22 protein-coding genes and 1 pseudogene are annotated in these 11,801 nt (G+C 43.2%); 17 read left to right on the top strand and 6 right to left on the bottom strand.

Features of this window, described 5'->3' with window-relative positions; all coding sequences use genetic code 11:
- The first annotated feature begins 94 nt into the window (after positions 1–94).
- From FSB75_RS21705 to FSB75_RS22145, 17 genes are all read left to right on the top strand, one after another.
- Positions 95–622, top strand: coding sequence for a DUF262 domain-containing protein (locus tag FSB75_RS21705; protein ID WP_146791704.1), 528 nt, complete (start codon positions 95–97; stop codon positions 620–622).
- Positions 619–1,191, top strand: a complete 573-nt coding sequence (locus FSB75_RS21700) for a hypothetical protein (protein ID WP_146791702.1) — start codon at positions 619–621, stop codon at positions 1,189–1,191. Before FSB75_RS21705 ends, FSB75_RS21700 begins: the two co-directional genes overlap by 4 nt.
- Before the next feature lie 32 nt (positions 1,192–1,223).
- A complete protein-coding gene (locus FSB75_RS21695; RefSeq protein ID WP_146791700.1) occupies positions 1,224–1,703 on the top strand; it encodes a GmrSD restriction endonuclease domain-containing protein in 480 nt (159 codons plus the stop codon).
- Between the two features lie 25 nt (positions 1,704–1,728).
- The gene (locus FSB75_RS21690) at positions 1,729–2,007 is read left to right on the top strand and encodes an ATP-binding protein (RefSeq protein WP_146791698.1); all 279 of its coding nucleotides are present in this window, start codon (positions 1,729–1,731) and stop codon (positions 2,005–2,007) included.
- Entirely contained in the window at positions 1,959–2,519 is a 561-nt protein-coding gene (locus FSB75_RS21685; protein ID WP_146791696.1) for a putative DNA binding domain-containing protein, read from the top strand. The genes FSB75_RS21690 and FSB75_RS21685 overlap by 49 nt, the downstream gene beginning before the upstream one ends.
- A gap of 187 nt (positions 2,520–2,706) precedes the next feature.
- On the top strand, positions 2,707–2,859 hold the full coding sequence (locus FSB75_RS22445; RefSeq protein ID WP_146792066.1) for an ATP-binding protein: 153 nt from the start codon (positions 2,707–2,709) through the stop codon (positions 2,857–2,859).
- Positions 2,823–3,026: a hypothetical protein gene (locus tag FSB75_RS21675; protein WP_146791694.1), complete on the top strand. Its 204-nt coding sequence runs from the start codon at positions 2,823–2,825 to the stop codon at positions 3,024–3,026. The genes FSB75_RS22445 and FSB75_RS21675 overlap by 37 nt, the downstream gene beginning before the upstream one ends.
- Positions 3,023–3,184, top strand: a complete 162-nt coding sequence (locus tag FSB75_RS21930; RefSeq protein WP_172623255.1) for a hypothetical protein — start codon at positions 3,023–3,025, stop codon at positions 3,182–3,184. The genes FSB75_RS21675 and FSB75_RS21930 overlap by 4 nt, the downstream gene beginning before the upstream one ends.
- A 417-nt stretch (positions 3,185–3,601) precedes the next feature.
- On the top strand, positions 3,602–3,958 hold the full coding sequence (locus tag FSB75_RS22180; RefSeq protein ID WP_227990712.1) for a hypothetical protein: 357 nt from the start codon (positions 3,602–3,604) through the stop codon (positions 3,956–3,958).
- A gap of 66 nt (positions 3,959–4,024) precedes the next feature.
- Positions 4,025–4,957, top strand: a complete 933-nt coding sequence (locus FSB75_RS22175) for a DEAD/DEAH box helicase family protein (protein ID WP_227990711.1) — start codon at positions 4,025–4,027, stop codon at positions 4,955–4,957.
- A gap of 166 nt (positions 4,958–5,123) precedes the next feature.
- The gene (locus FSB75_RS22170) at positions 5,124–5,474 is read left to right on the top strand and encodes a hypothetical protein (RefSeq protein WP_227990710.1); all 351 of its coding nucleotides are present in this window, start codon (positions 5,124–5,126) and stop codon (positions 5,472–5,474) included.
- Complete coding sequence (locus tag FSB75_RS22165; RefSeq protein ID WP_227990708.1) at positions 5,431–6,003, top strand: type I restriction enzyme subunit R domain-containing protein; 573 nt, start codon at positions 5,431–5,433, stop codon at positions 6,001–6,003. The genes FSB75_RS22170 and FSB75_RS22165 overlap by 44 nt, the downstream gene beginning before the upstream one ends.
- Before the next feature lie 74 nt (positions 6,004–6,077).
- Positions 6,078–6,353, top strand: a complete 276-nt coding sequence (locus FSB75_RS22160; protein WP_227990707.1) for a hypothetical protein — start codon at positions 6,078–6,080, stop codon at positions 6,351–6,353.
- 211 nt (positions 6,354–6,564) lie between these two features.
- Positions 6,565–7,275 carry a hypothetical protein gene (locus tag FSB75_RS21665; RefSeq protein ID WP_227990701.1) on the top strand — a complete coding sequence of 237 codons (711 nt, stop codon included), beginning with the start codon at positions 6,565–6,567 and terminating at the stop codon, positions 7,273–7,275.
- Positions 7,276–7,284: 9 nt separating this feature from the next.
- The gene (locus FSB75_RS22440) at positions 7,285–7,494 is read left to right on the top strand and encodes a GIY-YIG nuclease family protein (protein ID WP_227990700.1); all 210 of its coding nucleotides are present in this window, start codon (positions 7,285–7,287) and stop codon (positions 7,492–7,494) included.
- On the top strand, positions 7,454–7,684 hold the full coding sequence (locus tag FSB75_RS22150) for a hypothetical protein (protein WP_227990699.1): 231 nt from the start codon (positions 7,454–7,456) through the stop codon (positions 7,682–7,684). Before FSB75_RS22440 ends, FSB75_RS22150 begins: the two co-directional genes overlap by 41 nt.
- 266 nt (positions 7,685–7,950) lie before the next feature.
- Positions 7,951–8,103 carry a metallophosphoesterase family protein gene (locus FSB75_RS22145; RefSeq protein WP_227990698.1) on the top strand — a complete coding sequence of 51 codons (153 nt, stop codon included), beginning with the start codon at positions 7,951–7,953 and terminating at the stop codon, positions 8,101–8,103.
- A gap of 1,236 nt (positions 8,104–9,339) precedes the next feature.
- Here the strand turns inward: FSB75_RS22145 and FSB75_RS22435 are convergent.
- The 6 genes and pseudogenes from FSB75_RS22435 to FSB75_RS22120 form a co-directional block, all read right to left on the bottom strand.
- Positions 9,340–9,716: pseudogene (locus FSB75_RS22435) on the bottom strand (ATP-binding protein).
- Positions 9,665–9,943: a hypothetical protein gene (locus FSB75_RS22135; protein ID WP_227990969.1), complete on the bottom strand. Its 279-nt coding sequence runs from the start codon at positions 9,941–9,943 to the stop codon at positions 9,665–9,667. Before FSB75_RS22135 ends, FSB75_RS22435 begins: the two are co-directional and overlap by 52 nt.
- 15 nt (positions 9,944–9,958) lie before the next feature.
- A complete protein-coding gene (locus FSB75_RS22280; RefSeq protein ID WP_262711941.1) occupies positions 9,959–10,084 on the bottom strand; it encodes a hypothetical protein in 126 nt (41 codons plus the stop codon).
- Between the two features lie 24 nt (positions 10,085–10,108).
- Positions 10,109–10,273, bottom strand: coding sequence for a hypothetical protein (locus tag FSB75_RS22130; RefSeq protein ID WP_227990697.1), 165 nt, complete (start codon positions 10,271–10,273; stop codon positions 10,109–10,111).
- Entirely contained in the window at positions 10,270–11,220 is a 951-nt protein-coding gene (gene istA / locus FSB75_RS22125) for an IS21 family transposase (protein WP_227990696.1), read from the bottom strand. Before istA ends, FSB75_RS22130 begins: the two co-directional genes overlap by 4 nt.
- Positions 11,186–11,365, bottom strand: coding sequence for a hypothetical protein (locus FSB75_RS22120; protein WP_227990695.1), 180 nt, complete (start codon positions 11,363–11,365; stop codon positions 11,186–11,188). The genes istA and FSB75_RS22120 overlap by 35 nt, the downstream gene beginning before the upstream one ends.
- Positions 11,366–11,801 lie beyond the last annotated feature (436 nt).

Raw genomic sequence — 11,801 nt, 5'->3', positions numbered from 1 at the left:
GGCAACAGCGACTAACCACATTAAATATTATTTATGGTGTATTACATCGTGAGTTTTCTGGAGCCATTCATGTTAAGATAGATTATCGTCTTAATTGAAGTTCGATTCCCGAAAAAAATCTACTGATACGCTGGCATTGATTTCACATACTGAGCATCCTGCTTCCTTTGACAGCGGCGAAGACTACAATGCGAAAATTGCCGATGCCTACGAAGTAGCACACAAGCAGTTAAAGCTGCTATTTAAGAACAAATCTCCGGAAGAGTTTTACCAATACTTCTCGCAAAGAGTACACATTCTACGTGTGTCGGTACCTCACGACACGAATTTGAATCACTACTTCGAGATAATGAATACCCGTGGTGAGCAATTAGAAAAGCACGAGATACTAAAAGCAAAACTGATGGAGGTGTTGAGTGGCGATGAGAAAGCGTCCTACGCCTTCAATTTGATTTGGGAGGCATGTGCCGATATGGAACGGTACGTGCAATATGGATTTGACCCTCCTGAAAGGAATAAACTGTTTACTCAAGGAAACTGGAACCGGCTTGCGGCCAATAGTTTTGATGATGTCGCAAATAACATCCATTACAAAGACGTGTTGGGGACGAACGAAAGATGAAGTTGTCTGAGATAGTAGCACATAATGGCAACTTTGAAATCAATACGGACCACAAAGAAGATGCTCCGGAACGTTTTAACTCTGTTATCAACTTTCCAAACTTCTTGCTACACATACTACGAATTCAAAGCAAAGAAAATATAGGCCTTGATGACAAACGTTTAGTGGAAGCCTTCGATGAATTTTTGAAGCCTGAAACCTCTAAACAGGAAAAGGTGAGATTCGTCAAGGAGTTTGCATTTAATTTATTAAGAGGAAAACATTTGTTTGATCAATTCATCATCAAGAGGGAGTTTACCAAGGAGAAGGATGGCTGGAGCATTAAATCTTTAAAATGGTATGAAAGCAAAACGGTAAGCTATGTGAACTCGTTTGCCAATGAAGATGCGAATAGGCGAATATTGATGCTTCTGTCTATGTTTCATGTTTCTGCTCCGACCCTTATTTACAAACATTGGTTGAACGCGGCTTTGAATTATTGCTTCCAGAACTATGGCAACATGGAAGCACTTGGTTATATAAATTACCTGGAACACTTGGCTCAGGCTTATTTGTATGACGCTACTTAGCCCTTGAAGATAATGAAGTCGATTTTTATAACATCATTTTTGAGAATCAAGCGGCGTCTGTAAACAAGCAGAAAGCACAGAACTTTTCTTGGGATTTTTTAAACACCGGTACAAGTGTTGAGAACTTTGTTTTTAACTATTTGGACTACATTTTATGGCTTGAAAGGGCAGATGGATTTTCCGAATTTGAATTTACATTCAGAAGTTCTGTTGAGCACTACTATCCGCAGAATCCTATCTCAAGCGATGATAAGCTTGAGCAGGATGTATTAGATGAGTTTGGCAATTTATGTTTAATAAGCAGAAGCAAGAACTCAACTTTGGGAAGGTATATGCCAGAAGCAAAAAAGGACCACTATATCAGAGTAAAGCCCGATAGCCTAAAGCAACGGTTAATGATGAATGAGCCAAGGTGGGGAAAAGAACAAATTCAGCATCATACAAAACTGATGATCAATAAATTTAAAGATTATAAGAGCCAATTCCATTTACTTGAGAGAACAAATGATTAAGGCTTAGAAGCAAATATTAATACAGATGAAAGCCTGGATCAAAAAAGCAAAAGAGTATCTAACGCATAGCCTCGGCAAAGTGCCGCAAGAGTTGAATGAGCTAGACTGGAAGGAAACCCTTTCGCCGCAGAATGATAAGCTATGCCGCCATATCTGCGCTTTTGCAAACTATCCGGGTGGCGGCTACCTGGTGTTTGGTGTAGAAGATAAAACGGCCCAGCCAAAAGGTATTGGCAAACCGGAGGCCGATACCATTTGGCTACTCTGGCTAATCTTTGCCGCAACAACGTTTCGCCGCTGGTAAGCATTGATCATTTAATCGAAGAGTACGAGGGAGTTTCTCTTTTATTCATTCACATCCGCGAAAGCGCAGTCAAACCAGTGCACCTGGCTTCTAAAACCATTGAAGACAGTTACATCCGAAGCGGTGGCACTACCCGCAAGGCGTCCCGCCCCGAAATAGGTGGCTTGATGCTCAATAGCAAAACACCGGTGTTTGAAGAGCTACATGCTTCGAAACTTAAAAACGGTATTGAGGTAATGACCTTGTTGGATTATGCTGGCATTTACCGGCTGCTGAAAAAACCCGTGCCTTCCAATGCCGATGAAATCATGTATTGGCTGGAACAGGAAAAAATGATCAACGGCGTGGATGGCAACGGGTATTACATTACCAACTTCGGCGCCCTGGCCGCTGCACAAAACTTAAGTGATTTTGATACCCTTAGCCGCAAAAGTATCAGGGTGATAAAGTACGAAGGCAAGAACAAGTCGGAGGCAGCAAAGAGTATCCCGGAAGTAAAGGATATGCCATAGGCTTTGAAGGCCTGATACAGTTCATTAAAAGCCTGTTGCCTGGCAGCGAAATTATAAAACATGCTTTGCGGGAAGAAACAGCGGTTTATCCTGAAATTGCCTTGCGGGAGTTAATCGCCAATGCACTGATCCACCAGGATTTTTCGTTAAGAGGCAGCGGGCCAATGATAGAAATTTTGACGACCGGATTGAAATTTCCAACCCCGGCCGGTTATTACCGAGCAAGAAGATTGACCGGTTGATCAGAACCACGCCGGAATCAAGAAATGAAATATTAGCACAGGCTTTCCGACGATACAATATTTGCGAAGAAAGAGGTTCGGCTTTGAAAAAGCAGTAATCGCTATTGAATTGTTTGGTTTACCGCCGTTGAAGTTTGAGGAAACGGAGAATTCTTTTAAGGTGATTTTGTCGGCACCCAAAACATTTGCCGAGATGACCCAACAGGAAAGGCTTGACGCCGTGTACCAGCATTGCATCATTAAATATTATTCCAGCGAGGCATGACCAATACAAGTTTAAGAGGCCGCTTTCGGATGAATGAGAAGCAACGGCCGCAAGTATCGAAGCTGATCAGGGAGACGGTGGAGAGTGGGAAAATCAAACTAAAAGACCCGGATGGTTCGTCCGACAAATTTTCAGTTTATGTGCCTTACTGGGCTTAAAAAGAACCTGGGTTCTTAGTTAATCAGAATCTGGAAATTAAGCGTAAGTAACTGAAAATCATAATATTGTTAGTTAACTGGAATCCGGAAGCCTAGTTCGCAAACGGAACCTTCACAAGTACCGGCTTGCAATAAAAGGTTGCTCAACGAGAGATTTTAGTTAACTGGAAACCGGCAGTCGAAATAGCAACCTTGAAAATCAATGACTTGTTAGTTAATTGGAATCCGGAAAATAGAGGGAAATTCCTTTATGATAAGAAGAAATCTTATTTGACTGAGAACCCGAAAGGACTCGTAACAGATTGATTTTTAGTCTATTTTTATTTGATTCAAATTCTGACGACTTTTACTCATTATGCCCAGCCAAACTAACGAACAAGCCCTTGAAGCCTCCATAGAAAAACGTCTCACTGGCACTTGCCTAGAAGAATTGAAAGACAAAGGGCAATTGAATCTTCTGCACGAGGGCAGGAGGCCTACCGTGCAGGCAATGGTTATTACATCGGGCTTGCAGAAGATTACAATGCCAAATATGCTATAGATGAAATCCGGTTCTGGCATTTTTTAGAAACCACGCAAGCCGAAGAATTAGCCAAACTGCAGAAGCAAAATGACTGGAAGCTGAAAATCCTGGAACGGCTTGACCGCATGATTAAAAAACACGGCGTCCTGCGGCTGCTGCGCAAAGGGCTTGAAGTGGATGATGCGCATTTCATTTTGCTTTACCAACTGCCCCTGGCATCGAGCAGCGAGGCCGTTAAGAAGGCATTTTGAAAGCAACGAGTTCAGTGTTACCCGGCAGGTTCGTTACTCCCTTACGGCCACTGTGAAGAAATTGACATGGTAATCTTCGTGAACGGTCTGCCCATTATCACCACCGAGTTAAAGAATCATTGGACAGGTCAGAACGCCAAAGTACACGGGCAGGCACAATATAAGTTTAAAAGGGATGTCACGCAGCCGCTGTTACAATTCGGTCGCTGCATTGTGCATTTTGCGGTTGATACTGAGGAAGTGTACATGACTACCAAACTGGCTGGCGCTGAGACTTTCTTTCTGCCCTTTAATCTTGGCTACAAACATGGCAAAGGCAATCCTCCTAATCCTTTCGGACACCGGACGGCTTACCTCTGGGAAGAGATTCTAACGAGGCAAAGCCTCACTAATATTATTCAGCATTTTGTCCGTTTTGATGGTAAAGAAGGTGATTCCTTGTCGAAGAAGAACCTGTATTTTCCCCGCTATCATCAATTGAACGTGGTACGTAAGCTGATAACCGATGCCAGTACAAAAGGTGTCGGGCAAACCTATCTCATTCAACATTCGGCAGGCTCCGGCAAATCAAATTCCATTACCTGGGCGGCTTATCAATTGATAGAAACTTATCCGCAAACGGACAACATACCAGGTAGCAAAGGCATTTCCAATCCTCTGTTTGATTCGGTGATTGTGGTAACAGACAGGCGCCTTTTGGATAAACAACTCCGCGAAAACATCAAAGAGTTTTCCGAAGTAAAAAACATTGTGGCACCTGCCTATTCATCCAAAGAATTGAAAGAAGCCCTGGAAGGTGGCAAGCGCATTATCACCACCACCATTCAAAAGTTTCCTTTCATTGTTGACGGCATTGCCGATTTAAGCGACAAGCGTTTTGCGGTGATCATTGACGAAGCCCATAGTTCACAAAGCGGTTCGGCAGCCGATAACATGAACAAAGCCATGGGTGGCGGTGAAAGCGAAGAAGAAGAGGGCGACCACAGGACAAAATATTAGAAGCCATGCGGGCCCGAAAGATGCGAGGTAACGCTTCGTACCTGGCGTTCACCGCCACACCAAAGAACGCCACGCTGGAAAAATTTGGAATTAAGGGCGAAGATGGAAAGTTCCGGCCCTTCCATTTGTATTCTATGAAACAGGCCATTGAAGAGAAGGCTTTATTTTGGATGTGCTGGCGAATTATACCACGTACAAAAGTTATTACGAGATTGAAAAGTCAATTGAAGACAATCCTCTTTTTGATTCAGTCAAAGCGCAAAAGAAGTTACGTGCCTTTGTTGAGCGTAACCCCGAAACCATTACCACCAAGGCCGAGATCATGCTGGATCATTTCATCACGCATGTTGTCAACAAAAAGAAACTGAAAGGCAAGGCAAAGGCCATGGTGATTACGCAAAGTATTGAGTCGGCTATCAACTACTATTTTGCTTTGAAGAAGTTGCTGGAAAGCAAAGGTGCTCCCTTCCGGATTGCGATTGCCTTTTCAGGAAAGAAAAAAGCTAAAGGGCATTGAATACACCGAAGATGACCTGAATAATTTTCCCCCTGAATTAGATATCACCAAACCCACCGATCCCGGTTATATCAGCGACAGGATTGCCCGCTATTTTAATATGGACGAGTACCGGGTTTTAGTAGTGGCGAATAAATACCTTACGGGTTTTGACCAGCCTAAGCTCACCGCTATGTATGTGGACAAGAAACTCCAAGGCGTGTTGGCGGTGCAAGCTTTATCAAGACTAAACCGTTCGGCTGATAAATTAGGAAAGAAAACGGAAGACTTATTTGTACTGGACTTTTTTAATTCTACCGATGATATAAAAACCGCCTTCGATGATTTTTATACGTCCACAACTTTGAGTAAGGCCACCGATGTAAACGTGTTGCATGAACTGAAAAGCAGTTTGGACGCGGTAGGTGTTTACGAATGGAGCGAAGTGATTGACTTTGCTACAAAATACTTTGAAGGCTTAGATGCTGATAGTCACCTAAGCCCGATTTTGCAAAAAGCGAAGACCGGTTTAACGGCGAGTTGGAATTAGATGATAAAGCAAAGATTGATTTCAAAATAAAGGCAAAGCAGTTTGTAAAGATCTACGGGCAGATTGCTTCTATCATGCCATTTGAAATAGTGAAATGGGAACAACTGTTTTGGTACCTGAAATTTTTAATTCCGAAACTGGTAATTGCTGATCCGACAATTGATGCCCTGGATGAATTGTTGAACTCCGTTGATTTATCTACCTATGGATTGGAAAGAGTAAAGTTGAATGCAAGTATTGGACTGGATGCTTCTGAAACAGAACTTGATCCGCAAAATCCTAACCCAAGAGGGGCACACGGTACTGAAGAAGAAAGATCCGTTGGACCTAATTATAAAAAGCTTCAATGAACGTTGGTTCCAGGGCTGGGAAGCAACTCCAGAAGAACAGCGGTGAAGTTTGTGAACATAGCTCAAAGCATGAGGGCCCATCCGGACTTTAGAACGAAATATGAAGAAAACACAGATGGACAGAACAGGGAAATAGCCTTCAAGAAAATATTTGAAGAAGTGATGGGGAAGCAGCGCAAAAATGAAATGGACCTGTACCGGTTAATGACAAATGATGAAGCGTTTAAGCTGGCAATTCAGATACGATAAAGAGGATGCTGGCTGCATAAAGCACACTGTATTTATTCTAACCTATAAAAAAACGATTATGGCTGATTGTATTATTTGTGGCGCTTACACCAAGTATCCAAAAGGAAAATGTTTCAATTGTTATTCATCGAAACCTTCTGGAAAGGAATTTAATGAAGCTTTTGTAGATGAAGATGATATTGGGATGAGTGACAGAGAATGGCAATTCCGTTATGGAATGATTAAAGGACGTATTGCTGAAACTTTGATTCAGGAGCTATTTCTTGCTTTAAAATACAACGTCTTCCGATATGGTATGGAAAACACAATTCCGGGGATTATGGAACTGTTGAAAGGCGTTCGAAGTGATGTGGCCACACAAATCAGACGAATGCCCGATTTTGTGATACAACAACCTAAGACCAATGAGGTATTTTTTGTTGAGGTCAAGTTTCGGGCTAACGGATGTTTTTCAATGAACGATCTTCCTGACAACTATCCGTATGACAATGCCTATATTATTCTAGTTTCAAAACGGCATATAAAATGTTTGTCGGTTGTAGACCTTAAGCGTGGTAAAGAAATTACTCCGGATTGCCGGAATTATCTAGGCAGCCGAAAAGAGTTCGAGCTGGATAAACAGGTCATTATTGATTTTTGTGATTTTGCCGTTCAATTTTTTGCGGAAGTCTAAATAAACTTTATGGAGCCAAACCAAGGCATTGTGTACATCCTCACCAATCCAGCCATTCCCAATATGATCAAAATTGGGATGACGACGCATGAAGATGTAAAGCTTCGTATGGCACAGATATATACTACTGGTGTGCCACTGCCCTTTGAATGTGTGTATGCTGCTAAAGTACTCAACTATGAAAAGGTTGAGAAGGCATTATATTGCCTTTGGGCCTGACAGAGTAAACCCCAAACGGGAGTTTTTTGAAATTGATCCTATGCAGGCCATTGCCATTATCAAACTAATGGAGATCGAGGATGTAACACCCAAAGTAGCTAATGAAAAGGAAGAGGTGGATGAAATAGACAGGGAAGCAGGAGAAGCGTATGCGAAAAAAAACGGCCACGTTTTTCCTTCGGCGAAATGAATATTCCAATCGGCAGTGAATTGGTTTGTGTGGCAAACGGTGAATCAGTATCAGTTTCCAGTGATCGCAGCGTTATCTTTCGTGGAACTGAAACCTCTTTAACGAATGCGACACGTACAATCCTCAATAACAGCTACCATGTCGCGCCTGGTCCATATTGGACCTATAATGGCAAGAAGCTAAGAGATATTTACAACGAGACCTATTTGGCGGATGAATGAAGCATTTACTGTAGCGTTTCTATTTGATATACAAAATGCAGTTTAATGAAGTTTGTTGCCATTGCTGATACTCATGGAAAACATAGATTGTTGAAGACATTGCCGGAGGCTGATGTACTTATTCATGCCGGAGACATTAGCCTTATTGACGATACGCATCTTGCAGAAGATTCAGGCCATCAGGTGGAATTTCATTAAATGGTTTAGTGGCCTGGATTATAAATACAAAATTTTATTGCTGGCAATCATGATTTTTATCTTGAGGAATCTGCTGATAGCTTTATACGAAAACGTCTTCCTAAAAACGTTTTTTATCTAAACGATAGTGAAATGACTGTGGCGGGTTTTCAATTGTGGGGCTCCCCAATCACGCCGCGCTATTGGGATTGGGCGTTTAACAGAGAACGGTACTGCAATTAATAAACATTGGAAAGTAATTCCTGTTAACACGGATATTCTGATTACGCATGGTCCTGCTTATGGCACTCTTGACAAATCAGCATCCGGCGAACACTTAGGCTGCAAAGACTTATGGAAGAAGATTGATCAAATCAAACCTAAGGTTCATATTTGTGGACATATACATGAAAGCTACGGAACCGAAAAGAGCTTAGAAACGTTGTTCATTAACGCCAGTGTGGTAAACGAAAAGTATGCGCTTGTAAATCCGCCAATAGAATTTAGTTTATAAGTGGACTACTAAAATACGATTACGTACAACTTTTATAATGACCCTGGAAGAATTCGATAATCTATTTGTTGATGATCAAGTTACAATGATTGAGAACCGAGGTGTACTTATCGGCGAAGGGAAGAATCCCATCACCGGTTTTTGCTTTTTCAAATTGATGCCTTTTATACAGAAGTAGCTTTACGAAAAAAAGATGATACAATTTGGAAAGTGGGCTGCTTTGATCATCCTATTTTGTTGGAGCCGTATTTAAATCGAATTGATCTGTCAGAAATAACACGCCTATAATTAATAACCTGACTTCCATTGCCAGTGAAGAATTTTAACTGCTATTATTTGCCCTTATATGCCCAAATTTAAAGAGTGTCTGTTTCTATAGATAGTAGTAATATCCTCTTTCCCCTTTTCGTTTTTCTCGCTTGATCCGTTCGTTCTTCAGAGCAAGATTAATAAAGGCTGAAAAGTATTGCGGTTTGGAAGTATGTTCTCGTAGATGTGATTCACGCTTTTCTAGTATCTCAATGATTTCAGCTGAACGAAGAGGCTTGCCAGCCTTTTCGATGGCAAAGACAATCTTTGCTACCCACGTCCAATCCTTGCGGTAGCCTGTACACGCCGATGAAGGTGACCACATCAGGCCGTGGCAAGTTGACCACCTATTTTTGTGGCGAAGAAGAGCGGTTCATGTATGATTCGGTCGTAAATAATTTGCGTTGATTTTATTGAGTACGTTACTTACAAATTTAAGCCATTGCTTCTGTTGTTACGACGCTGCGTTTCTTTCTGAGTGACTCGCCTTTGAGTTCAAGGCGGTGAGCAGAGTGCACGATGCGGTCTAAGATGGCATCCGCAATGGTTTCTCGCCAATGACTTCATACCATTTACTTACGGGGAGTTGGGATGTAATAATCAACGATCCTTTACCATGCCTATCTTCAATCAGTTCCATGAGAACTGCTCTGCTCGGGCTATCAAAAGGCTGCAGTCCAAAGTCATCAAGGATGAGTAAATGTTGCCGCTCGATTTTGGCGACTTCTTTCAGGTAAGAACCATCGGCTTTGCTCATTTTTAATTTGGAGAGTAGCTTGGGCAGGCTGTAATAAACCACCCGATAGCCCATCGAGCAGCCGTGATGGCCAAGCGCAGACGCAAGGTAGCTTTTGCCGCTACCGGTTGACCGGTGATGAGGATACTTTCTGCTTTGTCAATAAAGCTACAGTGCATAACGCAGCAGCTGGTTCTTTTCCAGGTTTCGCTCGGGATGGTAATAAACGTCTTCGAGCAATGCCTTGTAGCGGAAGCGGGCATTTTTAATTTTTTGTTCAATGGATCGGTTTTGTCTTTCATCCCATTCCGCTTCGATCAGTGAGCGGTGATCTCATCCGCTGTGTACGTATCGGCTCTTCCGGATTCAAGGTCGGTTTTAAAGGCCCTGTGCATGCCAAAGAGCTTCATTTGTTTCATTTTTTCCAGTGTGGTTGCGTTCATGTTCTTGTTTGTTTTTGATGTGATTTATTGATAGTAATGTTCGCCGCGGATGTTGTCGTGCAAAGGCATGGAGAGTTGTTCTGTTTCTGGTGACGGGTCTTTTTTGTCCAGCTCTTTTTCTAAAATAGTTTGGATGGTTTTGTAGTTATAGGCGCCGTAGCCCAAGGCCCGCTGACAGGCTTTGATCAACCGTTCTTTTTCGATCTTCTTTGCAAAACTAAAATGCCCACACAGGACTTGTAGGCTTGTTCGGGATGTTGCTTGCGCTGAAGCACTTTTAAAATATACAGCTTCACATCCTCGTGGATGGCTTCTGCCCACGAGATGAACTTCTGGGGTGTCCATTCGGCGACAAAGCGGTGGGCGGAGGCCAGGTGCTCTTTGTCTGTGGTGTAGTGATAGGCAAGCCGTGCCCTTGTGTGCAGGGCAATGCGTTCGTAGTTGTAGTAGATCTCCACGGAGTGACGGGAGAAGAGCAGCTTCACTTTTTTGCCAATAAAGCGGTAGGGTACACTGTAGTAATGTTTGTCTGCACTCAGGGCCACATGACCGTTTTTGGCCACCGTGGCATACAAGCATTTTTTCAGTTCATAGCGAAGTGGCGGCAATGGCATCAGGGCTGCCCTTTCCACTTCTTCAAACTGCTGCCGACGGCTGTAGTTGCGGCCTTTTAGATGGGCATTGTTGTGTTCTTCCAGCGCTACTTTGATGGCGGCATTGAGCTGTTCGAGGCTGTGATAAACACGGGCCCGAACCTTTGCATAGATGCGTGAGTACACGATTTTAACGGCGTTTTCCACCAGGGCTTTGTCTCTGGGACGATAGGACCTTGCCGGAAGAATGGTTGTGCTGTAGTGCTGGGCAAAGTCAAGGAAGGTCTCGTTCAGTGTGGGTTCATACTTGCTGCTCTTTGTGACGGCTGATTTTAAATTATCCGGTACAATAGCTTGAGGCACACCGCCGCAAAAGTGAATGGCGTTCTCACACGCTGCGATAAAATCTTCTTTGCCTTGCGAGGCCACCGCTTCCACATACGTTAGTTGACTTGCACCCAGAATAGCAACAAACACTTCCACGGCTTTTATCTCACCGCTCACCGGATCAACAACACTGAGCTTGTCGCCGGCAAAGTCCACGTAGTTTGTCGCCGGCTTTGTGTTCCATGCGCATCACCGGATTGACCTGCGCCTTCCACCGAGCGTAGTAATGCTTGAACTGTGAGACACCAAAACCATCGGGATGAACGGCTTTGTACTGCTCCCAGAGCAACTGCCTGGTCATGCCTTTCTTTTTCAGTTCCTTGTCAATGGAGGGAAAGAGAGAAAACAGCGTTTGTAGCTTCTCGCTAATGGGTTGCTCCTGTGGTTTTACAAACAGTTCTTCGAGGTCCTTGTCACTTAGCTCACTGATCTCGTGGAAGGTTAGTTTGCTCTCAGTAAAACTGTTTTAAGTACTTCTTTAGCGTGTTGCGGGCGATGCTGTTTGGGCAGCGATTTGGAGCTTGCTGCGTCCTTGGTGATGCAATTGCAGGATGTGTCTGATTTTGCTCATGCGAACCGGATTGTTTGCCATGCATGCCGAGTTTTATTAGAAAACTTAGCACGAATGGTTCCGAATCACAGAAACTTTTTCTTCTTCTTTTCCGTGGTCAATTTGCTCCGGCGTGAGGTGGTCAATTTGGAGCGGCGAGACCCGGTCAACTTATTCCGGCGAACAG

The sequence above is a fragment of the Flavisolibacter ginsenosidimutans genome (assembly GCF_007970805.1).
In the GTDB taxonomy this organism is placed as follows: Bacteria; Bacteroidota; Bacteroidia; order Chitinophagales; family Chitinophagaceae; genus Flavisolibacter; species Flavisolibacter ginsenosidimutans.
Note: the sequence above shows the minus strand (reverse complement) of the source record. Positions and strands in the feature narration are given on the sequence as shown.